At 66.4% G+C, this 22,962-nt stretch carries 28 protein-coding genes; 19 read left to right on the top strand and 9 right to left on the bottom strand.

The window, feature by feature from the left end; translation table 11 throughout:
• Positions 1 to 3: 3 nt before the first annotated feature.
• Both GOQ09_RS20825 and GOQ09_RS20830 read left to right on the top strand, forming a co-directional pair.
• Positions 4 to 201, top strand: a complete 198-nt coding sequence (locus tag GOQ09_RS20825; RefSeq protein ID WP_157615337.1) for a hypothetical protein — start codon at positions 4 to 6, stop codon at positions 199 to 201.
• 46 nt (positions 202 to 247) lie between these two features.
• Positions 248 to 1,924, top strand: a complete 1,677-nt coding sequence (locus tag GOQ09_RS20830; RefSeq protein ID WP_157615339.1) for a SulP family inorganic anion transporter — start codon at positions 248 to 250, stop codon at positions 1,922 to 1,924.
• Here GOQ09_RS20830 and GOQ09_RS20835 read toward each other — a convergent pair.
• Positions 1,921 to 2,424, bottom strand: coding sequence for an outer membrane protein assembly factor BamE (locus tag GOQ09_RS20835; RefSeq protein ID WP_157615341.1), 504 nt, complete (start codon positions 2,422 to 2,424; stop codon positions 1,921 to 1,923). The two genes, GOQ09_RS20830 and GOQ09_RS20835, sit on opposite strands and share 4 nt — an antisense overlap.
• A gap of 39 nt (positions 2,425 to 2,463) precedes the next feature.
• Here GOQ09_RS20835 and GOQ09_RS20840 point away from each other — a divergent pair, with 39 nt between their 5' ends.
• From GOQ09_RS20840 to GOQ09_RS20870, 7 genes are all read left to right on the top strand, one after another.
• The gene (locus tag GOQ09_RS20840; RefSeq protein WP_126748409.1) at positions 2,464 to 2,670 is read left to right on the top strand and encodes a DUF3460 family protein; all 207 of its coding nucleotides are present in this window, start codon (positions 2,464 to 2,466) and stop codon (positions 2,668 to 2,670) included.
• A 70-nt stretch (positions 2,671 to 2,740) separates the two neighbouring features.
• Positions 2,741 to 3,577 carry a segregation and condensation protein A gene (locus tag GOQ09_RS20845; RefSeq protein WP_157615343.1) on the top strand — a complete coding sequence of 279 codons (837 nt, stop codon included), beginning with the start codon at positions 2,741 to 2,743 and terminating at the stop codon, positions 3,575 to 3,577.
• Positions 3,578 to 3,609: 32 nt separating this feature from the next.
• Positions 3,610 to 5,193, top strand: coding sequence for an L-aspartate oxidase (gene nadB / locus GOQ09_RS20850; protein ID WP_157616791.1), 1,584 nt, complete (start codon positions 3,610 to 3,612; stop codon positions 5,191 to 5,193).
• A gap of 71 nt (positions 5,194 to 5,264) precedes the next feature.
• A complete protein-coding gene (panB, locus tag GOQ09_RS20855) occupies positions 5,265 to 6,167 on the top strand; it encodes a 3-methyl-2-oxobutanoate hydroxymethyltransferase (protein WP_157615345.1) in 903 nt (300 codons plus the stop codon).
• 12 nt (positions 6,168 to 6,179) lie between these two features.
• On the top strand, positions 6,180 to 7,031 hold the full coding sequence (gene panC, locus GOQ09_RS20860) for a pantoate--beta-alanine ligase (RefSeq protein WP_157615347.1): 852 nt from the start codon (positions 6,180 to 6,182) through the stop codon (positions 7,029 to 7,031).
• On the top strand, positions 7,028 to 7,666 hold the full coding sequence (gene queE / locus GOQ09_RS20865; protein ID WP_157615349.1) for a 7-carboxy-7-deazaguanine synthase: 639 nt from the start codon (positions 7,028 to 7,030) through the stop codon (positions 7,664 to 7,666). Before panC ends, queE begins: the two co-directional genes overlap by 4 nt.
• Before the next feature lie 19 nt (positions 7,667 to 7,685).
• Complete coding sequence (locus GOQ09_RS20870) at positions 7,686 to 8,048, top strand: 6-carboxytetrahydropterin synthase (protein WP_157615351.1); 363 nt, start codon at positions 7,686 to 7,688, stop codon at positions 8,046 to 8,048.
• Positions 8,049 to 8,172: 124 nt separating this feature from the next.
• Here the strand turns inward: GOQ09_RS20870 and nadA are convergent, their stop codons facing one another.
• From nadA to GOQ09_RS20900, 6 genes are all read right to left on the bottom strand, one after another.
• Positions 8,173 to 9,294, bottom strand: coding sequence for a quinolinate synthase NadA (gene nadA / locus GOQ09_RS20875; RefSeq protein ID WP_157615353.1), 1,122 nt, complete (start codon positions 9,292 to 9,294; stop codon positions 8,173 to 8,175).
• 11 nt (positions 9,295 to 9,305) lie between these two features.
• Positions 9,306 to 10,184, bottom strand: a complete 879-nt coding sequence (nadC, locus tag GOQ09_RS20880) for a carboxylating nicotinate-nucleotide diphosphorylase (RefSeq protein WP_157615355.1) — start codon at positions 10,182 to 10,184, stop codon at positions 9,306 to 9,308.
• A gap of 26 nt (positions 10,185 to 10,210) precedes the next feature.
• A complete protein-coding gene (locus GOQ09_RS20885; RefSeq protein WP_157615358.1) occupies positions 10,211 to 11,257 on the bottom strand; it encodes an NAD(P)H-dependent glycerol-3-phosphate dehydrogenase in 1,047 nt (348 codons plus the stop codon).
• Positions 11,258 to 11,281: 24 nt separating this feature from the next.
• The gene (gene secB, locus GOQ09_RS20890; protein WP_157615360.1) at positions 11,282 to 11,746 is read right to left on the bottom strand and encodes a protein-export chaperone SecB; all 465 of its coding nucleotides are present in this window, start codon (positions 11,744 to 11,746) and stop codon (positions 11,282 to 11,284) included.
• Positions 11,747 to 11,874: 128 nt separating this feature from the next.
• Complete coding sequence (grxC, locus tag GOQ09_RS20895; protein ID WP_126748399.1) at positions 11,875 to 12,135, bottom strand: glutaredoxin 3; 261 nt, start codon at positions 12,133 to 12,135, stop codon at positions 11,875 to 11,877.
• Positions 12,136 to 12,156: 21 nt separating this feature from the next.
• Positions 12,157 to 12,576 carry a rhodanese-like domain-containing protein gene (locus tag GOQ09_RS20900; protein WP_157615362.1) on the bottom strand — a complete coding sequence of 140 codons (420 nt, stop codon included), beginning with the start codon at positions 12,574 to 12,576 and terminating at the stop codon, positions 12,157 to 12,159.
• A gap of 72 nt (positions 12,577 to 12,648) precedes the next feature.
• Here GOQ09_RS20900 and gpmA point away from each other — a divergent pair, with 72 nt between their 5' ends.
• From gpmA to GOQ09_RS20915, 3 genes are all read left to right on the top strand, one after another.
• The gene (gpmA, locus tag GOQ09_RS20905; RefSeq protein ID WP_157615364.1) at positions 12,649 to 13,392 is read left to right on the top strand and encodes a 2,3-diphosphoglycerate-dependent phosphoglycerate mutase; all 744 of its coding nucleotides are present in this window, start codon (positions 12,649 to 12,651) and stop codon (positions 13,390 to 13,392) included.
• 104 nt (positions 13,393 to 13,496) lie between these two features.
• Positions 13,497 to 14,939, top strand: a complete 1,443-nt coding sequence (locus GOQ09_RS20910) for a S41 family peptidase (protein WP_157616792.1) — start codon at positions 13,497 to 13,499, stop codon at positions 14,937 to 14,939.
• A gap of 97 nt (positions 14,940 to 15,036) precedes the next feature.
• The gene (locus GOQ09_RS20915; RefSeq protein WP_157615366.1) at positions 15,037 to 15,798 is read left to right on the top strand and encodes a HesA/MoeB/ThiF family protein; all 762 of its coding nucleotides are present in this window, start codon (positions 15,037 to 15,039) and stop codon (positions 15,796 to 15,798) included.
• Positions 15,799 to 15,841: 43 nt separating this feature from the next.
• On the opposite strand, the gene GOQ09_RS20920 is transcribed toward GOQ09_RS20915, so the two are convergent.
• Positions 15,842 to 17,854, bottom strand: a complete 2,013-nt coding sequence (locus GOQ09_RS20920) for an AsmA family protein (protein WP_157615367.1) — start codon at positions 17,852 to 17,854, stop codon at positions 15,842 to 15,844.
• Positions 17,855 to 18,084: 230 nt separating this feature from the next.
• On the opposite strand from GOQ09_RS20920, the gene GOQ09_RS20925 reads away from it, so the two are divergent.
• Complete coding sequence (locus GOQ09_RS20925) at positions 18,085 to 18,489, top strand: response regulator (RefSeq protein ID WP_157615368.1); 405 nt, start codon at positions 18,085 to 18,087, stop codon at positions 18,487 to 18,489.
• 70 nt (positions 18,490 to 18,559) lie between these two features.
• On the opposite strand, the gene GOQ09_RS20930 is transcribed toward GOQ09_RS20925, so the two are convergent.
• Entirely contained in the window at positions 18,560 to 19,192 is a 633-nt protein-coding gene (locus GOQ09_RS20930; protein WP_015866882.1) for a response regulator, read from the bottom strand.
• A 131-nt stretch (positions 19,193 to 19,323) separates the two neighbouring features.
• On the opposite strand from GOQ09_RS20930, the gene GOQ09_RS20935 reads away from it, so the two are divergent.
• The 6 genes from GOQ09_RS20935 to GOQ09_RS20960 all read left to right on the top strand — a co-directional run bounded on the left by GOQ09_RS20935 (position 19,324) and on the right by GOQ09_RS20960 (position 22,889).
• The gene (locus tag GOQ09_RS20935) at positions 19,324 to 20,643 is read left to right on the top strand and encodes a sensor histidine kinase (protein ID WP_157616793.1); all 1,320 of its coding nucleotides are present in this window, start codon (positions 19,324 to 19,326) and stop codon (positions 20,641 to 20,643) included.
• Between the two features lie 198 nt (positions 20,644 to 20,841).
• Positions 20,842 to 21,006 (top strand): DUF1328 domain-containing protein, encoded by a 165-nt coding sequence (locus tag GOQ09_RS20940; protein WP_157615369.1) that lies wholly within the window; start codon positions 20,842 to 20,844, stop codon positions 21,004 to 21,006.
• 54 nt (positions 21,007 to 21,060) lie between these two features.
• Positions 21,061 to 21,435, top strand: a complete 375-nt coding sequence (locus GOQ09_RS20945) for a hypothetical protein (RefSeq protein WP_157615370.1) — start codon at positions 21,061 to 21,063, stop codon at positions 21,433 to 21,435.
• 35 nt (positions 21,436 to 21,470) lie between these two features.
• Complete coding sequence (locus tag GOQ09_RS20950) at positions 21,471 to 21,854, top strand: phage holin family protein (RefSeq protein ID WP_157615371.1); 384 nt, start codon at positions 21,471 to 21,473, stop codon at positions 21,852 to 21,854.
• Entirely contained in the window at positions 21,841 to 22,335 is a 495-nt protein-coding gene (locus tag GOQ09_RS20955; protein ID WP_157615373.1) for a hypothetical protein, read from the top strand. The genes GOQ09_RS20950 and GOQ09_RS20955 overlap by 14 nt, the downstream gene beginning before the upstream one ends.
• Positions 22,332 to 22,889, top strand: coding sequence for a ferritin-like domain-containing protein (locus tag GOQ09_RS20960; protein WP_157615375.1), 558 nt, complete (start codon positions 22,332 to 22,334; stop codon positions 22,887 to 22,889). The genes GOQ09_RS20955 and GOQ09_RS20960 overlap by 4 nt, the downstream gene beginning before the upstream one ends.
• Positions 22,890 to 22,962 lie beyond the last annotated feature (73 nt).

A 22,962-nucleotide genomic window follows, 5' to 3' on the forward strand; every position in this document is an offset into this window, starting at 1 on the left:
ACCATGCTGAAGCGAGCCATCCTTCTGTTGTCATTCGCGGCCATGCTGAGCGGCTGCGCGGTGGTGACCGTGGCAGGTACCGCCGTGAGCGTGGGTGCCGGCGCGGTGGGCCTGGCCGCCGATGCCGCCATCGGCACTGCGCGCATCACCGGCAAGGCCGTGGGTGCGGCGGCCGACGCGGTGATTCCCGACAGCGACTGAACCGCGCGGCCGGCCATGCCGGCATGGGGTACACAATGGGTGCCCCATGCATTCACCGCTGAACATCACCCGCTTTCGCCCGCGTCTGCTGGACGCCATGGCGGGCTACGACCGGGGACGCTTCTTCAAGGACCTGGGCGCAGGCGCCACCGTCGGCATCGTCGCGCTGCCGCTGGCCATGGCCTTTGCCATCGCCTCCGGGCTCAAGCCAGAAGCGGGCATCTGGACGGCGATCATCGCGGGCTTTCTGATCTCGCTCCTGGGCGGCTCGGCGGTGCAGATCGGCGGACCCGCCGGCGCCTTCATCGTGATCGTCTACGGCATCGTCGAACGCTACGGCCTTGCCAACCTGCTGATCTCGACCGCCTGCGCCGGCGTGCTGCTGTTCGCGGCGGGGCTTTTCGGGCTCGGCCGGCTGGTGCGCTTCGTGCCGCTGTCGATCGTGGTCGGGTTCACCAACGGCATCGCGGTGCTCATTCTCCTGTCGCAGCTCAAGGACCTGCTCGGCCTCACGGTGGAGAAGATGCCGGCCGACGTGTTCTCGCAGCTGCACGCCATGGCGCTGCAGATCGGCACCTTCAATCCCTATGCCTTTGCACTGGGGCTGGCCTGCGTGATCGGCCTGATGATCTGGCCGCTGCTGCTGCAGGGTGAATCGAAGGTGGGCCATGCGGTGCAGCGGCTGGCGGGGCGCCTTGCACGAACACGCGCGGTGCAGGTGGGCGCGCGCATGCCGGGGCCCATCGTCGCGCTGGTCACGCTCACGCTGGTGTCGTGGGGTTTCGAGCTGCCGGTGGAAACCATCGGCACGCGCTTCGGCGGCATTCCCGAAGGCTTGCCGACCTTCGCGCTGCCCGACTTTTCATGGGAAACGGTCAAGCAGCTGGTCACACCCACGCTGACCATCGCGCTGCTGGGCGCCATCGAGTCGCTGCTGTGCGCCCGGGTGGCCGACCAGATCAGCGGGCAGCCGCGCCACGACCCGAACCAGGAGCTGATGGCCCAAGGCATCGCCAACCTGGTGACGCCCTTCTTCGGCGGCATGCCGGCCACCGGCACCATTGCGCGGACCGTGACCAACATTCGCTCGGGCGGCAACTCGCCGGTCGCAGGCATCGTGCATGCGGTCACGTTGATGGTGGTCGTGCTGCTGGCGGCACCGCTCGCGCGCCATGTGCCGCTCGCGGTGCTGGCGGGCATTCTGGTGTTCGTGGGCCTCAACATGGGCGAGTGGCGCGAGTTCACGCCCGGCCAGCTGCGGCACTTCAGCCGCCACTACCGGCTGCTGATGCTCGGCACCTTCTTTCTTACCGTCGTATTCGACCTGACGGTGGCGGTGCAGGTGGGCATCGTGCTCGCTTGCGCGCTTTTCATCCGGCGCATGAGCGGGCTTTTCAGCGTCGAACTGGTCACCATGCAGCCGCCGGTGCTCACCTACCGGCTGTATGGCGCGCTGTTCTTCGGGGCTGCGGCCAAGCTGGACGAGGCCGTGAACGCGGCCGAGAGCGCCCCGCGCGGCATGACGGTGGTGCTGGACGCCACGCACCTCATCTACCTGGACGCGACCGGCGTCGACTCGCTGCGGCAGCTGCATCGCGCGGTGCTGGCGCGCGACGGGCTGCTGCGGCTGGAGTCGCTGCAGCCGCAGCCGCTCGAGGTGATCGTGCGCTCGGGCTTTGCCGACGAGCTGACGAGCGGCCGGCCGCACGACGCGGAAGGCTAGTTCGCCTCGGTGCTCCGGTCGGGCGAGGAGCCGCTGCGCACCACGCGCTGGTCGTCGTTGAGCGTGGCGGTAAACACCATGGGCGAATTGGGCGGCTGCACCCAGCGCCATTCCCATTCGGTTTCGCGCTTGAGCGCGTAGGGCGTGACCTTGGCGGGCTTGCCGAGCAGCTTGCGCAGGTCTTCCATCATCATGCCGGGCTGCACCTTGGCAAAATTCTCGGGTGTGAGCACCTGGCGCAGCGCGCTCATCTTGCCGTCGGCGCCGATGGTGATCATGTAGTTTTTCTGGCCCTGCGGCTGGCGGTTGTACTCAAGCACGCGGCCGTTGGGCACGTCCCAGATGTTCTCGGGCTCGCCGAACCGGGCGCGCACATCGGCCTCGGTGGACACGCCTTCCTCCAGTTCGCTAATGCGCTGCGGGTCGCATCCCGCAAGCCCCATGACCGCCGCCAGCAAGGCCGCTGCCGTGCCGATCCGCCACTGTTGTCGTCGCTTCATGCCATCCCCGGTAAAATTCGCGCTACAAAGGTCCAGTCTATGTCCATCTTCCGCCGCCCCCACTACACCTCCGAGATCACCAGCTTCATCGAGGAGATGAAAGAAAAGAAGCCGACGCTGGAAGCCGAACAGCGCGCCGGCCGCGCCCTGCTGTGGGACAAACACCTCGACCGCAGCCTGCTCGAGGAATACAGCGAAGCCCGCGTGCCGCAGCAGCCGTACGTCTACCAGACCCAAAGCAAATAATGGTGCCCAGCCGGCATCCATCGTTGGCCATCATCGCGCCCGCAGCTATTGAAATGATAGCAAGCGCCCGATGAAGGACAACGAGGACAACGACACGCTCGTGGCCAGCATGCCCGACGTGGTCGACCAGGTCGCGCTCGCCAGGCTCTATGGCGAGCCGTTGTTCGCGATGCCGAAGGACCTGTACATCCCGCCCGAGGCGCTGCAGGTCTTTCTCGAGGCCTTCGAAGGCCCGCTGGACTTGCTGCTCTACCTCATCAGGAAGCAGAACTTCAACATCCTCGACATCCCGATGGCGGGGCTCACGCGGCAATACCTGAGCTACGTCGACGAGATTCGCCAGACCAACCTGGAACTCGCGGCCGAGTACCTGCTGATGGCCGCGATGCTGATCGAGATCAAGTCGCGCATGCTGCTGCCGCCCAAGAAGGTGGCCGACGGCGAAGAGGCCGAAGACCCGCGCGCGGAGCTGGTGCGCCGCCTGCTCGAATATGAGCAGACCAAGCTGCAGGCCGCCGCCATCAGCGCCATGCCGACCTACGGGCGCGACTTCTGGAAGGGGCAGGTCTACATCGAGCAATCGCTCAAGCCCCGCTTCCCCGACGTGAACGTGGTCGAGCTGCGCGACGCATGGGCCGACATCATGAAGCGCGCCAAGCTCGTGCAGCACCACAAGATCTCGCGCGAAGAGCTCAACGTGCGCGAGCACATGAGCATCGTGCTGCGGCACTTGCAGGGGCAGCGCTTCGTGGAATTCGAAAAGCTGTTCGACGTGTCGCGCGGCGCGCCGGTGCTGATCGTCACCTTCATCGCGATGCTCGAGCTCGCGAAGGAAACGCTGATCGACATCACGCAGGCCGAGGCCTTCGCGCCCATCTACGTCCGGCTGGCGTACTCGCCGGCCTGACCTTTCCGGCTCTTGCGCCTGTGAATTCCGCCGTGCGCGACTTCGACGTCCTCATCGTCGGCAGCGGGCTTGCAGGCCTCTCGGCGGCGCTGCACCTGGCGCCGACGCACCGGGTGGCGGTGCTGACCAAGCGCGCACTCAACGACGGCTCGAGCGCCTGGGCACAAGGCGGCATTGCGGCCGTGCTGGCCGCGGGCGACAGCTTCGATGCGCATGTAGACGACACGCTGGTGGCCGGCGCCGGGCTTTGCGACCCCGAGGCCACGCGCTTCGTCGTCGAGCATGCGCCCGAGGCCATCGACTGGCTGCGCGAATTGGGCGTGCCGTTTTCCGCCGAAGCCGACGGCGGGCTCCACCTGACGCGCGAAGGCGGCCACAGCCAGCGCCGCATCGTGCATGTGACGGACGCCACCGGCGCGGCCGTGCAGCAGACGCTGATCGAGCGCGTGCGCCGCACGCCGAGCATCACCCTCTTCGAGCACCACACGCTGGTCGACCTGATCACCGGGCCCAAGCTGGGGCTGGACGACCCGGCTTGCCTGGGCCTGTACGCGCTGGACGATGAGACCGACGAGGTGCTGAGCTTTCGCGCGCCGCACACCATCCTGGCGACGGGCGGCGCGGGCAAGGTCTACCTGTACACGACCAACCCTGACACCGCCACCGGAGACGGCATTGCCGCGGCCTGGCGCGCGGGCTGCCGGGTGTCGAACATGGAATTCATCCAGTTCCACCCCACGTGCCTCTACCACCCGCATGCCAAGTCGTTCCTCATCAGCGAAGCGGTGCGCGGCGAAGGCGGGGTGCTGAAGCTGCCCGAATCTGCGGGAGGCACCCGCTTCATGCCCCGGCACGACGAGCGTGCCGAGCTCGCGCCGCGCGATGTGGTGGCGCGCGCCATCGACTTCGAGATGAAGAAGCACGGGCTCGACTGCGTGTACCTGGACATCTCGCACCAGAGCCCGCCGTTCCTGAACGAGCACTTTCCCAACATCCTCGCGCGCTGCGCCGAGCTGGGCATCGACATCACGCGCGAGCCCATTCCCGTGGTGCCGGCCGCCCACTACACCTGCGGCGGCGTGCTGAGCGATCTGGCCGGCCGCACCGACGTGCCGGGCCTCTACGCCATTGGCGAAACTGCCTGCACGGGCCTGCACGGCGCGAATCGCCTGGCGAGCAACTCGCTGGTCGAATGCATGGTGTTCGCGCGCGCCGCGGCCGGCGCGATTGCGGCAACGCCTGGGCGCACCGGCATCGCGTTGCCGCAGTGGGACGACAGCCGCGTGACCGACGCCGACGAGGCCGTAGTCATTTCCCACAACTGGGAAGAGCTTCGGCGCTTCATGTGGGACTACGTGGGCATAGTGCGCACCAACAAGCGGCTGGAGCGCGCAAGCCACCGCATTGCGCTGCTGCAGGCCGAGATCCACGAGTTCTACGCCCACTTCCACGTCACGCGCGACCTGCTGGAACTGCGCAACCTGGTGCAGGTGGCCGAACTCATCGTGCGCTCGGCGCAGGCCCGGCATGAAAGCCGCGGGCTGCATTTCAGCCGGGACTATCCTTCGCTTGCCGAGCCCACCGCACCGACGGTGCTGACGCCGCCGGGGCGCTGACACCCCACCGCTTTCAACTTTCCTCACTCAAGGATGCCCGGCCACCGACGCCCGCAGGGAGAAACCCAACCATGTCGAACACCAACGCAATCCCTTCTTCCGAAACGCCGGCGGCCGGCACGCCCTACGGCACGCTGCCCCCGGCATCGCCGCCCGCATCGCGCAAACCGGTGAGCCTGCCGCGCCTGGCCGACATGCATGCGCGCGGCGAGAAGATCTCGATGCTCACCGCCTATGACGCCACCTTTGCGGCCATGGCCGACGCGGCGGGCGTCGACTGCCTTCTGGTCGGCGATTCGCTCGGCATGGTCTGCCAGGGCCTGAACAGCACCGTGGGCGTGAGCCTGGACACCATGCGCTATCACACCGACAGCGTCTCGCGCGGCCTGCGCCGCGTGCAGGGCACGGCCTGGCTGATTGCCGACCTGCCCTTCGGCAGCTACCAGGAATCGCGCGAACAGGCCCTGCGCAGCGCCACGGTGCTGATGCAGTCGGGCGCGCACATGGTCAAGCTCGAAGGCGGCGGTTGGACCACCGAGACGGTGCGCTTTCTGGTCGAGCGCGGCATTCCCGTCTGCGCCCACCTGGGCCTCACGCCGCAGACCGTGCATGCGCTGGGCGGTTACCGCGTCCAGGGCAAAGGCGATGCGGCCGGCGCGCTGCTGAAGCAGCATGCGCACGCATTGCAGGATGCCGGCGCCACCATGCTGGTGCTCGAGATGGTGCCGGCCGCGCTGGCCGCCGAGCTCACCGCCGAACTGAAGCACTGCGCCACCATCGGCATCGGCGCGGGCAAGGCCACCGCCGGACAGGTGCTGGTGCTGCACGACATGCTGGGCATCAATCTCGGCAAGATGCCGAAGTTCGTGCGCAACTTCATGGCCGATTCCTCGAGCATCGCGCAGGCCCTCGAGGCCTATGTGCGCGCGGTGAAGGACGGCAGCTTTCCCGACGACCGACTGCACGCCTGGTAAGGAGCACAGACCATGTACATCGCACACACCATCGCCGAGCTGCGCGAGCACCTTTCGGCCTTCGAGCGCCCGGCCTTCGTGCCCACCATGGGCAACCTGCACGACGGCCACCTGGCGCTGATCGAACAGGCCAGGCCGCTGGGCGACGTGACGGTCGCGAGCATCTTCGTCAACCGGCTGCAATTCTTGCCGCATGAAGATTTCGACACCTACCCGCGCACCTGGGACAGCGACTGCGAGAAGCTGCGCGCGGCCGGCTGCAACGTGCTGTTTGCGCCCGACGAAAAAGCGCTCTACCCCGAGCCGCAGACCTGCAAGGTGCACCCGGACCCGGCACTGGCCGACATTCTCGAAGGCCATTTCCGCCCCGGCTTCTTCATCGGCGTGTGCACGGTGGTGATGAAGCTCTTCCAGTGCGTGCAGCCGCGCGTGGCGGTGTTCGGCAAGAAGGACTACCAGCAGCTGATGATGATCCGCCACATGGTGCGGCAGTTCGCGCTGCCCATCGACATTGTCGGCAGCGAAACCTTCCGCGCGGACGACGGGCTGGCGCTGTCGTCGCGCAACGGCTACCTGAGCGAGACCGAGCGCGCGGAAGCCGTGCAGCTCTCGAAGGCGCTGAAGGCCATGGCCGCGGCCGTGCAAGCGGGCGAACGCGATTTGGCCGCAATCGAAGCGCGGGCAATGCAGACGCTCACAGAGCGCGGCTGGCAACCGGACTATCTTGTGCTGCGGCGGCGTGCCGACCTGCAGGTGCCCACTTTCGGCCTGGCCGGCGAGCCACTCGTGGCGCTGGCCGCGGCGCGGCTGGGCGCTACGCGGCTGATCGACAACCTCGAGATCGAGAACGTGGCGTCTTCATGACCTACAGCGTCAAGGAAATCTTCTACACCCTGCAAGGCGAAGGCGGCCAGGCGGGCATGCCGGCCGTGTTCTGCCGCTTTGCGGGCTGCAACCTGTGGACGGGCCGCGAGGAAGACCGCGACACGGCCGTCTGCCGGTTCTGCGACACCGATTTCGTGGGCACCGACGGCACGCTCGGCGGCAAGTTCAAGACCGCCGATCTGCTCGCCGACACCATCGCCGCGCAATGGCCGGCCGGCGATGTCGAGCACCGCCTGGTGGTGCTCACCGGCGGCGAGCCGCTGCTGCAGGTGGACGCGGCGCTGGTCGATGCGCTGCATGCCCGGCGCTTTCGCATTGCAGTGGAAAGCAACGGCACGGTCGTGGCGCCCGAGGGCATCGACTGGCTCTGCATCAGCCCCAAGGCCGGTGCGCCATGGGTACAGCAGCGCGGACAGGAACTGAAGCTGGTGTGGCCGCAGACCGAGTTCGACCTCGACACCATGGCACGCACGGGCGAGTTCACGCACCGCTTTCTGCAGCCGATGGACGGGCCCGACCGCTTGGCCAACACCGAACTATGCATTGCCGAATGCATGCGCCAGCCCGCATGGCGCCTCAGCGTGCAGACCCACAAGATCACCGGAATCCGCTGAGCGCGGAGAGACTTTTCAGATGCGATTCACCATCAGCCAGCGCTTTTTCTTCGATGCCGCCCACACGCTGAAGCGCGACATCGAGGTGGAAGGCAGCCGCCGTATTCACGGCCATACGTACCACGCCGAGGTGTGGCTTGCGGGCCAGCGCGATCCGGTCACGGGCATGGTGGTCGACCTGGGGCTGCTGCGCCGCCGACTGGATGACGTGCGCGAGCTGCTGGACCATCACCTGCTGGACGACGTGGAGGGGCTGCATCCGCCGACGCTGGAAAATTTGTGCCTGTTCATTGCGGATGCGCTGCCGGACTTTCGCGCTTCGCTCGCGCGGGTGCGCGTGTGGAGAGAGGCGCTGGGGGACAGCTGTACGCTGGAGTTTTGAGGTTTTGCTCCCTCGCCCCTTGGGGAGAGGGTTGGGGTGAGGGCCGCGGCAGCAAAGCCGGCGCGATGTTGTGAGGCCGCTGCCCTCACCCTAGCCCTCTCCCGGAGGGAGAGGGAACAAGACTTCAGGCGGCGCCGATGCCTGCAATCAGGCTTCCGGCCGCCTGGCCATTCTTCAGGCCCGCAGTAAACGCCAGCATCCGGTCAATCGGCACCCGCGCCCGCAGCCCCAGCGCAGGGTCGACATGAATTTCGCCTGCCCCCGTTTCCAGCGCATTCGCCAGCTCCACCAGCCCGTTCATCGCCATCCAAGGGCAATGCGCGCAGCTCTTGCAGGTGCCGCCATTGCCAGCCGTGGGCGCCTCGATGAATGTCTTGCCCGGATTCAGCGTGCGCAGCTTGTGCAGCATGCCGCTGTCTGTAGCAACGATGAACTCGTTCGCGTCCATGCGCTGCGCCGCGTTCAAGATCGCCGAGGTGGAGCCCACCGCGTCGGCCAGCGCAATCACGTCGGCCGGCGACTCAGGGTGCACCAGCACCTTTGCGGCGGGATGCGCCTTCTTCAGCAGTTCGAGTTCCAGCGCCTTGAACTCGTCATGCACGACGCAGGCGCCGTTCCAGCTGACCATGTCGGCGCCCGTCTGGCGCTGGATGTAGTCGCCCAGGTGGCGGTCGGGGCCCCAGAGAATCTTGCGGCCCTGCGCGTGCAGCGCGCTCACCACGTCGAGCGCGCAGCTGGAGGTCACGAGCCAGTCGGCGCGCGCCTTCACGGCCGCGCTGGTGTTGGCGTAGACGACCACAGTGCGGTCCGGGTGCTGGTCGCAGAACACGCTGAACTCGTCGACCGGGCAGCCGAGGTCGAGCGAGCAGTTGGCGTCCAGGTCGGGCATCAGCACGCGCTTCTCGGGCGAGAGGATCTTGGCGGTTTCACCCATGAAACGAACGCCCGACACCACCAGCGTCTGCGCTGCGTGGTCGCGGCCAAAGCGCGCCATCTCGAGCGAATCGCTCACGATGCCGCCGGTTTCCTCGGCCAGGTCCTGCAGGTCGGGATGCACGTAGAAGTGCGACACCATCACCGCATTGCGCTCGCGCAGGAGGCGGCGAATGCGCTCCTTCAAGGCGATGCGTTCGTCGGGCGAAGGTTCGGGCGGCACGCGCGCCCATGCGTGGCGGGTGTCGCAGGCCGAGCCGGCTTCGGCCGCCGGCTGTTCGTAGTCGACGTCGATGACGAAAGAAGAAGCCACGGCCGCCGTCCTCAGCCTTCCTGGAAGCGCATCGAGAAATCGATGGCCTTCACGTCTTTGGTGAGCGCACCGACGGAAATACGGTCCACACCGGTTTCGGCCAATGTGCGCAGGCCTTCGAGCGTGACGCCACCCGATATTTCGAGCACCGCCTTGCGTGCGTCGCCGGCCGCGTCGTTGATGCGAACGGCTTCGCGCAGCGTGGGCAGGTCCATGTTGTCGAGCAGCACCATGCGCGCGCCTGCGTCCAAGGCCTCACGCAGCTGCGCCAGCGTTTCGACCTCGACTTCGACGAACGCAGCGCGATCGGCCACAGGTGCCACCGCACGCAGCGCCGCAGCCACGCCGCCGGCCGCCGCAATGTGGTTTTCCTTGATGAGCACCGCGTCGTAAAGACCGATGCGGTGGTTCACGCCGCCGCCGGTGCGCACCGCGTATTTCTGCGCCAGGCGCAGGCCCGGCAGGGTCTTGCGGGTGTCGACGATGCTTGCGCGCGTGCCGCGAACGGCGTCGGCATACAGCGCCGTCTTGGTGGCGACCGCACTCAGCAGCTGAAGAAAGTTGAGCGCGGTGCGCTCGGCCGTCAGCAGTGCGCGGGCCGAGCCTTCGATCTCGAGCACCGTCTGGTCAGCCGCGCAGAGCTCGCCCTCGGCGCACAGCCACTCGATGCGGGCTTGCGGATCGAGTTGCCGTACCGTGGCTTCGACCCAGGGTGCACCGCACAGCACGGCCGATTCGCGCGCCAGCACGCGGGCGCGGGCCCTGCGGCCCGGGTCGACCAGCGAGGCGGTCAGATCACCGTTGGCCACGTCTTCCTGCAAGGCGCGGGCGGCGTCGGCCTGGGCCAGCGCGGCCAAGGCCGGCGCCGAAAAATCAAAGCGAGGGCTCATGGCTCTTTTTTGTCTCTTCAGTCTTGTCAGGGTGAACCGCGGGACCCGGGGGTCCGGACGGTTTCAGGCACCGGATCGCGGCCGGTGAGCGAGGCGACGGCTTCCTGCGGGCTCACCCGGCCATCGAGCAGCGCAACCACGCCTTCGGCGATGGGCATTTCCACCCCCAGGCCCCGCGCACGCTGCACCACGGTGCGCGCGCAATACACGCCTTCGGCCACGTGGCCGAGCGAGGCCACGGCCTGCGCCAAGGTTTGCCCTTGCGCCAGCAGCAGGCCCACCTTGCGGTTGCGCGACAGGTCGCCGGTCGCGGTCAGCACCAGGTCGCCAAGGCCTGAAAGGCCCATGAAAGTCTCGGCCCGCGCGCCGAGCGCCAGCCCGAAGCGGGTCATTTCGGCCAGGCCGCGCGTGATGAGCGCGGCGCGCGCATTGAGCCCCAGTGCCAGGCCGTCGCACAGCCCGGTGGCAATGGCCAGCACGTTCTTGACCGCGCCGCCCACCTCGACGCCGACGATGTCCTCATTGGCATAGACGCGCAGCGCCGGGCCGTGGAACGCCTCGACCAGCGCATCGCGCACCACGGCATGCGGGCTCGCGGCCACCAGCGCCGTGGGGCGGCCTTCGGCCACTTCTTGCGCGAAGCTCGGTCCGCTGAGCACGCCCGCTATCAAATCTGGAGCAACCTGCGCCCAGATCTCGTGGGCGAGCAGGCCGAAGGAGGTGGGAGAAGAAGGGTCGAGCGCAGGCTCCACGCCCTTGCACAGCCACGCGACCGGCGCGATGCAGCCGCGCAGCGCAATGAGCTGTTCACGCAGGGCCGCCATGGGCGTGGCCACGATGACCAAGTCGGCGCCAGCATGCGCCTGGCCGATTTCGCCGGCCCGCACCGCGAGCGAGGCCGGCAAGGCCAGCCCCGGAAGGTAGCGGGTGTTTTCGCGCGCCTTTGAAATGGCGTCGGCCTGGGCGGCATCGCGCGCCCAGAGCGTGACCTCGTGGCCAACGGCGGTGTTGAGGGCCGCATTGACGGCCACTGCCGTGCCCCAGGCACCGGCGCCATGAACGCAGATCTTCACCGGCGTTGGCGGCGTTGTGCCGGTTTACTGTGCGAGGGTCGGGGCGGGCTGACCAGCGGCCTGTGCCTGCTGCTGCTCGTACATGGCCTGGAAGTTGATTTCCGCCAGGTGCACGGGCGGGAAGCCGCCGCGCTGGATCACGTCGGCCACGTTGCCGCGGAGGTACGGGTAGACGATCTGCGGGCAGGCAATGCCGAGGATCGGGCCCATCTGGTCTTCGGGCAGGTTGCGGATCTCGAAGATGCCGGCTTGCTTGGCTTCGACCAGGAACACGGTCTTGTCCTGGATCTTGGTCTGCACGGTGGCCGACACGGTGATCTCGAAGATGCCTTCAGCCACGGGCTGGGCGTCCACGCCGAGCTGGATGTCGACGGTTGGCTGCTCTTGTTCGAGCAGGATGCCGGGCGAATTGGGCTGTTCGAGCGACAGGTCCTTGAGGTAGACGCGCTGGATCTGGAAAACGGGATCTTGGGCTTGCTGGTCGGCCATGGCTGAACTTTCGAGAATCAAAACAATGCCCGCCGGGGAGAGGTTCCCGCAGCGGGCTGCAGATGAATGAGCAGGCGATTATCGCCCGGCGCCCGGAACCGCTTCCGTGACACCCGGCTGATTCGTTTTCAGGCGGCTTGCAGCAGGGGCACCAAACCGCCGCGGCTGTCGAGCGCCATCAGGTCGTCGCAGCCGCCCACGTGGGTGTCGCCGATGAAAATCTGCGGCACCGTGCGGCGCTGGGTGATTTCCATCATGGTGCTGCGGGCCTCGGGATCGGTGTCGATGCGAATTTCTTCGATCTCGTCGACACCCTTGGATTTGAGGATCTGCTTCGCACGAACACAGTACGGGCAGAACGCGGTGGTGTACATCTTTACGGCTTGCATACGCTGTACCTTGGGAAGACTTTAGGCTTTTTCAACCGGCAGGTTAGCCTCTTTCCAAGCCTTGAGGCCGCCGGAGACGGCTTGGGCCTGCTCGTAACCGAGTTTCTTGGCCATGGCCACGGCGCGCTGGGCGCGGGCGCCGGTGGCGCACACCAAGAGCAGCGGCACGTTCTTGTTCTTGACCGCGCCGGTCAGCTTTTCTTCCAGCAGGTTCAGCGGCACGTTCTTGGCGCCGATCATGTGGCCGGTGGCGAACTCTTCGGGATCGCGCACGTCGACCAGCACCGCGCGCTCGCGGTTGATGAGGTGCACCGCCGCCTGTGCCGTGAGGGTGCCGCCACCGGCGCCGCCGCGAATCAGCGGCCAGGCCAGCATGCCACCCGAGCTGAGTGCGATCAGGATCAGCATCCAGTTTGCGGTGACGAATTCGATCAATTTCACGGGGGTTCCTTGGATGGCAAACCCGGGATTTTAGAATGCTGGTTTTCCCAAGCGCTGCCAAAGGCCTCCCACATGCACAAACTGGTACTGATCCGCCACGGCGAATCGACCTGGAATCTCGAAAACCGCTTCACCGGCTGGACCGACGTCGACCTGACCGAAACCGGCATCGAGCAGGCCAAGCAGGCCGGCCGGCTGCTCAAGGCCGAGGGCTATGACTTCGACGTGGCCTACACCAGCGTGCTCAAGCGCGCCACCCGCACGCTCTGGCACACCCTCGACGAACTCGACCGCACCTGGCTGCCCGTGGTGCACTCCTGGCGCCTGAACGAGCGCCACTACGGCGCCCTGCAGGGCCTGAACAAGGCCGAAACCGCCAAGAAATACGGCGATGAGCAGGTGCTGGTCTGGCGCCGCAGCTACGGCACCCCGCCGCCAGCCCTGGAGGCCGACGATCCGCGCAGCGAACGCAGCGACGTGCGCTACGCCAAGCTCTCGCCCGAGCAGATTCCGCTGACCGAGTGCCTGAAAGACACCGTGGCGCGCGTGCTGCCGTTCTGGAACGAATCGATGGCGCCAGCCATCCGCACCGGTCGCCGCCTGGTGGTGGCCGCGCACGGCAACTCGATCCGGGCGCTGGTCAAGTACCTCGACGGTATTTCGGACGACGCCATCGTCGGCCTGAATATTCCCAACGGCATTCCGCTGGTCTACGAACTGGACGACGATCTCAAGCCGCTGCGGCACTACTACCTGGGCGACGCCGCGGCCGCCGAAAAGGCTGCAGCAGCGGTGGCCTCGCAAGGCAAGGCCTGAAGAATTAAAACCCCTCGGCGGCGCTCCCCCGTGGAACCCCGGCAGGCAATTTGCTTCCAAGCTGTGTATATTGGTTCGACAGCCGACAAGGACAATCACTCATGATGGGCCACAAATTGAAGATTACCGGCTGGGTCGCCGCCGGCGCCGTTGCCGGCGTCTTGACCACCGTCTCATTGCAGACGGTCGCACGCGGCTCGCTCGCGCCGCTCCCCCTCGAGGAATTGCAGCAACTCGCAGCCGTTTTCGGCATGGTCAAGAGCGACTATGTCGAACCCGTCGATGAGAAGAAGCTCATTTCCGACGCCATTTCCGGCATGGTCGCCGGCCTCGACCCGCATTCCCAGTACTTCGACAAGAAGTCCTTCAAGGAATTCAGGGAAGGCACGACCGGCCGCTTCGTGGGCGTCGGCATCGAAATTTCGCAGGAAGACGGCCTCATCAAGGTGGTGTCGCCCATCGAGGGCTCTCCGGCCTTCCGCGCCGGCCTGAAGCCGAACGATCTGATCACCAAGATCGACGACACGGCCGTGCGCGGCCTGTCGCTCAACGAGGCCGTCAAGCGCATGCGCGGCGAGGCCAACACCAAGGTGCTGCTGACCATCTTCCGCAAGGACGAAAGCCGCACCTTTCCGGTAACGATCACGCGCGAGGAAATCCGTACCCAGTCGGTGCGCGGCAAGGTCGTGGAACCGGGCTACGGCTGGATCCGCCTGTCGCAGTTCCAGGAACGCACGGTGGACGACTTCGTGAAGAAGGTCGAGGACATCTACAAGGAAGACCCCAACCTGAAGGGCCTGGTGCTCGACCTGCGCAACGACCCGGGCGGCCTGCTCGACGCGGCGGTGGCCATCTCCGCAGCCTTCCTGCCCGAGAACGTGACCGTGGTCTCGACCGACGGCCAGCTGGCCGAAAGCAAGTCGGTCTACAAGGCGGCTCCCGAGTTCTACCAGCGCCGCTCCGGCAGCGACCCGCTGCGCAACCTGCCCGCGGCCCTCAAGACCGTGCCGCTGGTGGTGCTGGTGAACGAAGGCTCGGCCTCGGCCAGCGAAATCGTGGCCGGCGCATTGCAAGACCACAAGCGCGCCACCATCATGGGCAGCCAGACCTTCGGCAAGGGCTCGGTGCAGACGGTGCGCCCCCTGGGACCGGACACGGGCCTGAAGATCACCACCGCGCGCTACTACACGCCGAGCGGCACGTCGATCCAGGCCAAGGGCATCGTGCCCAACGTGCTGATCGACGAGAGCGCCGAGGGCAGCCCCTTCGCCGCCTTGCGCATGCGCGAGGCCGACCTCGAAAAGCATCTGGCCAGCGGCCAGGGCCCCGAGACGAAGGACCCGGAACGCGAGAAGGCACGCGACGAAGCCCGCAAGCGCCTCGAGGAAGAAGCCAAGAAGCCGCCGCAGGACCGTAAGGTGCCCGAGTTCGGCACCGACAAGGACTTTCCGCTGGTGCAGGCGCTCAACCGCCTCAAGGGCCAGCCGGTGCTTGTCAGCAAGACGCAGGTCATTGTCGACAACAAGGAAGAGAAAAAAGAGAACTGATCGGGAGCTCGGCGCTTTCAGATCCGGAAATACCGCGGAACCGGCGCTGCCGGGCCGCGGTATTTTTTCGTTTGGCAAAGGCCTGGGGTGAGCCACCATGAATGACGACGACCTGCTGCGCTATTCGCGCCACATCCTCCTCGAAGAATTCGGCATCGACGGCCAGGCGCGCGTCAGTGCCGGCCGCGCGCTGGTCATCGGCGCGGGCGGCCTGGGCTCCCCGGTGGCGCTGTACCTTGCCGCGGCCGGCGTCGGGCATGTCACGTTGGTGGACGACGACGAGGTCGACCTGACCAATCTCCAGCGCCAGGTGGCCCACACCCATGCGCGGGTGGGCGGCCTGAAGGTCGAATCGGCCGCACAGGCCATGCGCGACATCAATCCCGGCATCTCCATCGAAACGCACGCCACCCGCGCCGATGAGGCGCTGCTGTCGCGCCTGGTCGAGGCGGCGGACGTGGTGATCGACTGCTGCGACAACTTTGCGACGCGGCACGCAGTGAACCGCGCCTGCGTGGCGCACGGCAGGCCGCTGGTGGCGGGCGCCGCCATCCGTTTCGACGGCCAGCTGAGCGTCTACGACACGCGCGACGAGGCCTCTCCCTGCTACGCCTGCATTTTTCCGCCCGACGCGGCTTTCGAGGAAACGCTCTGCGCGGTGCTTGGCGTGTTCGGTCCAGTGGTGGGCACCATCGGCACGCTGCAGGCGAGCGAGGCGCTGAAGCTGCTCGCGGGCATCGAGCCGTCGTTGGCAGGCAAGCTGCTGATGTTCGATGGGCGCCGCACGGCGTTCGATACGCTGCAGATTGCGCGCGATCCGCATTGCAGCGTGTGCGCGCACCGCACGTGCGCCGCCTGAGGGCACCTCCTCCTTCGGCCGCCCTCCTCGTCCGGTTGCGGCCTCAGCGCTGCTTCGCGCCCTTGGCCTTGGCCGCGCCGCTGGCCGCAGCGCCGGTGCCGGGCTTGTTGGCCTGCGACAGCACGCCCTTGCAGTCCGCATCCTCGCCCGGCCCGGTCTCGATGGTCGCCGCCAGCGCCAGCAGCGGGTTGAGCGCGCCCAGCACCAGCGCTGCCAGGCCGCGCTCCGCCAACGGAACCACCTGAACGCCGCCGGACGGCGAGCCGAAGGTGCCGCCGATGACGAGCGGCGTGCGCAGCGACAGGAAGCTCGCGTCCTTGGGCTCGGGGCGCACCACGAAGTCGAGCTTTTCGGTTGCAAGGTTGGCCTGGCCGGTGGCATAGAAAACTGTGTCGACGGTGTCGAGCACCACACTGCGGCTGGTCATGACGCCCTTGTTGACGTCGAACGCCATTGCGGCGCAGCGCAGTTCGACGTTCTGGTCGCCGCGCAGCAGGAACTTGATGATCTCGGCGCCGTCCAGCCCCATGAACTCCAGCAGCAGGTTGCTGAACCGCCCTCGTCCGGTCAGGGCCGCCACGTCGCCCGACGCGCCGCCGAGCCAGCTGGCCACCGAGTTGCCCCGCCCCGAGAGATTGACCCGGCCGTCCAGGCGGCTGAAGCTGCTTCGCATGGTCTCGATCTTCGGCACCACGCGGTTGAGCTGCATGTTGCGCAGGTCGAGCGAGGCGCGAATGTCCGCCGGGTTCTGGGTGGCGTCGATGCGGATGGCGCCGGCCAGCTTGCCGCCGGCCACGCCCAGGTCGAGCGGGTCGAGGGCGAGCACGCCGTCGGTCAGCTTGACCTGCACGCTGCCGCGGTCGAGCGGCACGTCGCGCACGTTGCGGATGCGATCGGCCGTGTACTTCACGTCGGCGTTCATCGCGCGCAGGCGGTCGAAATCCAGCGTGGCGGTAGGCAGCACCTTGTCGCCCGCCGCCCGCTTGGCCTGCTTGATGGTGGGCGGCGGTGCCACGCCTTCGACCGCCTTGGCCGAGCGCTCGGTCGGCGGCAAGCCGATGAGGGGGCCCAGGTCGTCCATGTCCATCAGGCGCGAGCGCAACTCGCCCGCGAGCCGCGGCAATTGTCCGGCCTGGTCGAAGCGCATGTCGCCGGCAATGTCCGAAAGGCCGAGCCTGCCCTTGAGCCCTGCCACCTCCCACAGCTTGGCGCGCTTGCGCAGGTCGCCGCTCAGCGCATAGGGAGAGGTCTCCGGCAGCGCGATGCCAAGCAGCGGAAACAGGGCACCGAGCGTCTGGCCCTTGAGTTCGAACTTGGCATCGATGCCGTCGAGGTCAGCGAAGTCGGTCACGGTGCCTTCTGCCTTGAAGCGGGTCTGGCCCGCCGCAGCATTGATCTCCATCGGAAAGGGCTCCTGGCCCGCCGACTTGAGCTGGAGCACATTGCCCGTGCGGCCCTCGGCCGTGAGCGGCTGGCCCTTGTAGCGACCCTTGATGTGGTAGCTGAGCGGCAGTGTGCCGCGGCTGGTGTCGTAGCTCACGTCGGCGTGCAGATCGACGCCCAGGTGCGTGGCCAGGAAATCGATCGTGCCGTTGTCGACCTGCATCAGCCCGATGACGGGAACGGTTCCGGGATCGGAGGTGTCCTTGCCGAGCGCCCATGTGCGCCGCCCGTCCGGTTCCATCTGAAGGCCCAGCGTGGGCGAGAACAGTGCCAGGCGCGGAATCACGATCTTCTGCGTGAGCAGCGGCCACAGCCGGATGTCGAACTCGGCGCGCTCGGCCTTGACCAGGTACGGATCGCGGGCCCAGGGGGGATTGGCAAACTCGATGCCGTCGAACTTCACCGTGGCGCCACGCAGCCCCACACCCACATCGAGCCGCCGGGTGATCTCGAACTTGCGACCGGTCTTCTCGCTGACGTAGCGGTTGATGGGCTCGCGCAACGTGTCCCACGGAAAAAACGCGACCACCACCGCCAGCGCCGCGAACAGCAGCACGAAAGCTGCAAGCAGCTTGAGCCAGAGCGGCCGGTTGCGAAGGACGTTCGTCGCCATGGAACGTGGATATACCCGCCCTTCGATTGCCCGGGTCGGCAATAAACCGCAGAAACCGTGCGGCATTGCCTACGGAAGGGCTCGCGAGGCCGGGTCGTCAGAACCCGCCTACAACACCCATCCTCCGAACCCTGCATGATGCGTTTCGGCGACGCCTCAATCTTCGATGCGCAGGCAATCGCCAGCAGGGGCATTCGCGACACCTGCCAACAGAGGAAGCGCGGTTCGGCATGGATACCAGATTGCAGACATACATCGTCGAAGACAACCTCACGATCCGTGAAAACCTCATCGGTACCCTGGAAGAACTCACCTGCACGACGGTTGTCGGCTTTGCCGAGACCGAGGCGCACGCGCGCCAATGGCTGCAGGACCACAGCGACGAGTGGGACCTCGCGGTGGTCGATCTTTTTCTCAAGCAGGGAAGCGGGCTGGGCGTGCTCCAGGCCTGCACCTCGCGCCGGCCGAACCAGAAGGTGGTGGTGCTCAGCAACTATGCAACGCCCGACATCCGGCGGCGCTGCGCCGAGTTCGGAGTGGATGCGGTGTTCGACAAGTCGAACGAGATCGACGCGCTGGTCGACTTCTGCATCCTGGAGGCGGTGGCTCATCGGCCCGCCGCCGGCACGGAATGAAAAAGAGGCCGGAGAAGCCGCGCCGGACTTCCCCGCCCTCTTCTTCTTCAGCCGCTGGCCGGTTCCAATCTCAATCGATCAGCTTGTTCTTCAGCGCGTAGTAGGTGAGGTCGCTGTTGGAAGACAGGTTCATCTTTTCCATGAGGCGCGTGCGGTAGGTGCTCACGGTCTTGACCGAGAGCGACAGCGTCTTGGCGATGTCGCCCGCGGTCTCGCCCTTGGCAAGCTTCAGGAACACCTGGAATTCGCGTTCCGACAATTGCTCGTGCGGCGCGGCGTCGTCCTTGCGGTCGAGCTGGCGGGCGAGCAGTTCTGCCACGGCCGGCGTGATGTAGCGGCGGCCGAGCGAGATGGTGCGGATCGCGTTGACGATCTCCATCGGATCGCACTCCTTGTTGAGATACCCGCTCGCGCCCTGGCGGATGAGGTTCATCGCGTAGTGCTCTTCGGGGTAGCCGCTGAGGATGAGAATGCCGACGTCCGGCGCCTTGGCGCGGATCATGGCAAGCGCGTCGATGCCGCTCTGTCCCGGCATGGAAAGGTCCATTACCAGCACGTCGAGTTCCGTAGTGCGCACCAGCTCGATGGCCTCGCGTCCGCTGGCGGCCTCGCCGGCCACGCGCAAGTCCACGTGCTCGGAGAAGAACTGCCGCAGGCCCGAACGCACGATAGCGTGGTCGTCCACAATTCCAATTTTGATCATCTGTTACTTTCTTCGTTGTGTTGCGACCTAGGAAGCCGCAACATGCCGATCCCCTGGTTGTTGTCAATTATTCACGAACTTGTGCTGAAAGCACCTTTGAAAGTTTCATGCACTGGCTAGCTCCTCCAAAAATGGCCGTGAGCCTGCTGCTCGCGGCGCTGGCTGCGCTGGCCCTCGTCGGCATCAACGAGGCCGGCTACCGCCAGTCGACCCAGGCCCTGGCGAACATCGACGAGGCACAAAAAGTGCGCGCCACGATCAACCTGATCCTGCAGAGCATGCTCGATGCCGAAACCGGGCAGCGCGGCTACCTCCTGACCGGCGAAACCAGCTACCGCCAACCCTACGACATTGCCGTGAAGCAGGTCGATGGATACCTTGCCACATTGCGCCAACTTTACGCCGAACGGCCCGCCGAGCGTACCCAATTGGCGGAGCTCTCCAAGCACGTGCTGCGCAAGATAGCCGAAATGGACATGAGCGTACGCTTGCGGCAGGACGGCAAGGAGGATGCCTGGAAGTTCGTCATCACCACGGACGTGGGACGCGAGGAAATGGAAGCCATCCGCAAGAGCGCCTACGACCTTGTGGCGGCCAGCAACAAGACCCTGCAGGAAAGCCAGGTGCAGGTGATGAAATCGCTGCAGCTCGCGCGCCTCGGCACCGCCATCGTGGCCATCGCCGCCCTCATCGCGTTCTTCCTGTACCTGCGGCAGACCCATGCACTTCGCTCCATCGGCGAGCGCCAGCAGGAAACGCTGCAGCGCGAGCGCAACGCGCTCGAAGACGAGGTGCGCGAACGCACGGCCTCCCTGGCCGAGCTGGCCACCCACCTGCAGGACGTGCGGGAGACCGAGCGCGGCTTTCTCGCGCGGGAGCTGCACGACGAGCTCGGTTCGCTGCTGACGGCGGCCAAGCTGGACGTCGCCCGCCTCAAGTCGAGGCTGCTGGAAGCGCCTGACGCCACCCAGCGGCTGCAGCACCTGACCGAGCTGCTGAACAGCGGCATCGCGCTCAAACGCCGCATCATCGAGGACCTCCGGCCGTCGTCGCTGTCCAATCTCGGACTGGTTGCGTCGCTCGAAATCCTCGGGCGCGAATTCGCCGAACGCTCCGGCATCCAGGTGCAGATGGCGCTCGAGCCCGTGACCATGGACGAATCGCGCCAGCTCACCATCTACCGCATGGTTCAGGAAAGCCTCACCAACATCGGCAAGTACGCCGAAGCCAGCGAGGCGACCATCGTGCTGAAGAACTACGAGAACCACGTGATCGTGGAAGTTGCCGACAACGGCAAGGGCTTTGACCCCCACCGCATCCACCCTTCGACGCACGGCCTCGCGGGCATGCGGCACCGGGTGGAGGCCGCGCGCGGCAAGCTCACGATCTCTTCGACGCCGGGCCGGGGCACGCGCCTGAGCGCGATGCTGCCGGTCGTCAAGCCACTCTGAGGCACAGCCGATCGCGCGCCGGGGCGGACGCCCATGCACGGCAAGTGAAGGGGGAACTCGGTCGTCTCCTACGTTCCGCGCGCCCAGCCGCTGACAGGGCCTTGCAGGGGCGCCACTTAAGGTTGCTCCTGTGCCGTTCATTTCACCTTTTTGAACGCGCAATCCCACAACAACGAGCGAAGTCTCGAAGGAGTCCACATGTTGCATTACACGGTGGTGTTTCTGGTCATTGCGCTGATTGCCGCGGTGTTCGGCTTCGGCGGCATTGCCGCCAGCGCGGTAGGAATCGCCAAGATCCTTTTCGTGATCTTCGCCGTACTTGCCATTGCCAGTTTCCTGGCCGGCTTGCTCAGGCGCAAGTAGCGTAGTTACGATCAACGGGCTCCCGCAATTCATCTCCCCGGAAAGGAAATTCTCATGAACACGACCAAGACTCCCTCGCAACTCGCCGACGAGGCACGCCAGACCGCCAACGAGGCTGTCGAGTCCACCCGCGCCTACGCACAGAACGCGGTGAATGCGGCCGGCGAGAAGGTCCGCGAACTGCGCCGCGACGCGGAACCGGCGGTCGAACAGCTGGCAGCGCGCGTGCAGCAAGCCGTGCAGCGTGGCCTCGACGCCGCCTCGACCACCAGCGCACGCGCACAACGCCGCCTGGAGCAGGCAGCGGACGTCACCGGCCGCTACATCTCCGACCAGCCGGTTCGCTCGGTGCTGATTGCCGCCGCAGCCGGCGCCGCAATTACCGCACTCATCGTGCTGGCCAGCCGCAGCCGCCGGGACGAATACTGATCCGCTGACGTCCCGTTCCACCGATTCCGCGCACCATGCTTCATCCGATTTTTTCCACGGTGCTCGGGCATCCGGAACTCATCGCCGAACACGCTGCCAACTACGCCGCTCTTGTCAGGCAGGAAGCCTCCGAGGCGGGGCGCGGGCTCGTCGCCCGCATCGTTGCGGGCGTGGTCGCGGCGGCGAGTGCCATGCTGGCGCTCGGCCTCATCGGGGTTGCGGTATTGATGGGCGTGCTGCATGGCAGCTTCCATTGGGTGCTGGTGGCGGTGCCGGGCGTTGCGCTGGTGATTGCCGGCATTTGCGCCTGGGTGGCGAGCCGTCCGTTCCCGGGCTACGCGTTCGACGATCTTCGCGCCCAGGTCGAGGCAGACTTGCAGGCGTTGCACGAAGCAGGAGCCCGCCATGAACGGCACTGACCGCAGCTCGCTCACGCCGCAGGAACGCCTTGCGCTTTCGCGCCGCGCGCTCGTGCGGCATTTGAACGGCGAAGACGACGAGCCGCGCGAGAGCCGCCGCAGCAGGAGCTACGCGGGGCAAGAAGACCATCCGGAGATGTACGCCGCAGAAGGCGCGCAGCAAGAGGCGCCGCCGCGCAGCAGCCGGCATCGGTGGACGTCCGTGGCGCGCAGCATGACCGAGCGCTGGTGGCGCCGGCATCCGGCCCATGCGGTGGGCCAGCTCGCACGCCCCTTGCTCGAGCACTATGCGCGCAGGGAGCCGGCCAAGCTCATGGCCATTGCCGCCGCCACGGGCGCTGCCATCGTGCTGATCAAGCCGTGGCGCCTGCTCTCGTTCACGGCGGTACTGGCTGCTCTGCTCAAGACATCCGATGTGGCAGACGTCGTCAACACATTGATGCATCAGAAAAACACCAGCCCACGAAAGGACCCCCCATGAATGCGAATTCCCCGGGTACCAACCCGGCAAGACACGAGCACCTGGTGCTCGATGAAAAGGCCATCGAGGCGGCGGCCAACAGCCTCGACGAAGGCGCGGTCACGCCGAGCTACGGCCCCTGGCGCGACGACGTCGTGAAGCTGCTGAACGATGCGCTGGCCACCGAACTGGTGTGTGTGCTGCGCTACAAGCGCCACTATTTCACCGCCAGCGGCGTGTCGTCGCCTGCCATTGCAGAAGAATTCCTGGTGCACGCAAACGAAGAGTCGGCCCACGCCGACCGCATTGCCGAACGCATCGTGCAGCTGGGCGGCGAGCCCGACTTTGCTCCCTCGCACCTCCTCGAACGCAGCCACGCCGGCTACGACGAATCGACAGACCTGCAGGCCATGGTGCGCGCCAACCTCGTGGCCGAGCGCATTGCCGTGGAAACCTACCGGCAGATGATCGCGCTGATCGGCGACAAGGACCCGACCACCCGGCGCATGCTGGAAGACATTCTTTCCGACGAGGAAGAGCACGCGGACGAGCTCAAGGACTGGCTCGGCCACTGATTGCTGCCTCGATAGCTCCGCCCAGCAAAAAGCCCGGTTGAACCGGGCTTCTTGTTTTGGATCGGCAAAGCGC

This window comes from Variovorax paradoxus, assembly GCF_009755665.1.
In the GTDB taxonomy this organism is placed as follows: Bacteria; Pseudomonadota; Gammaproteobacteria; order Burkholderiales; family Burkholderiaceae_C; genus Variovorax; species Variovorax paradoxus_G.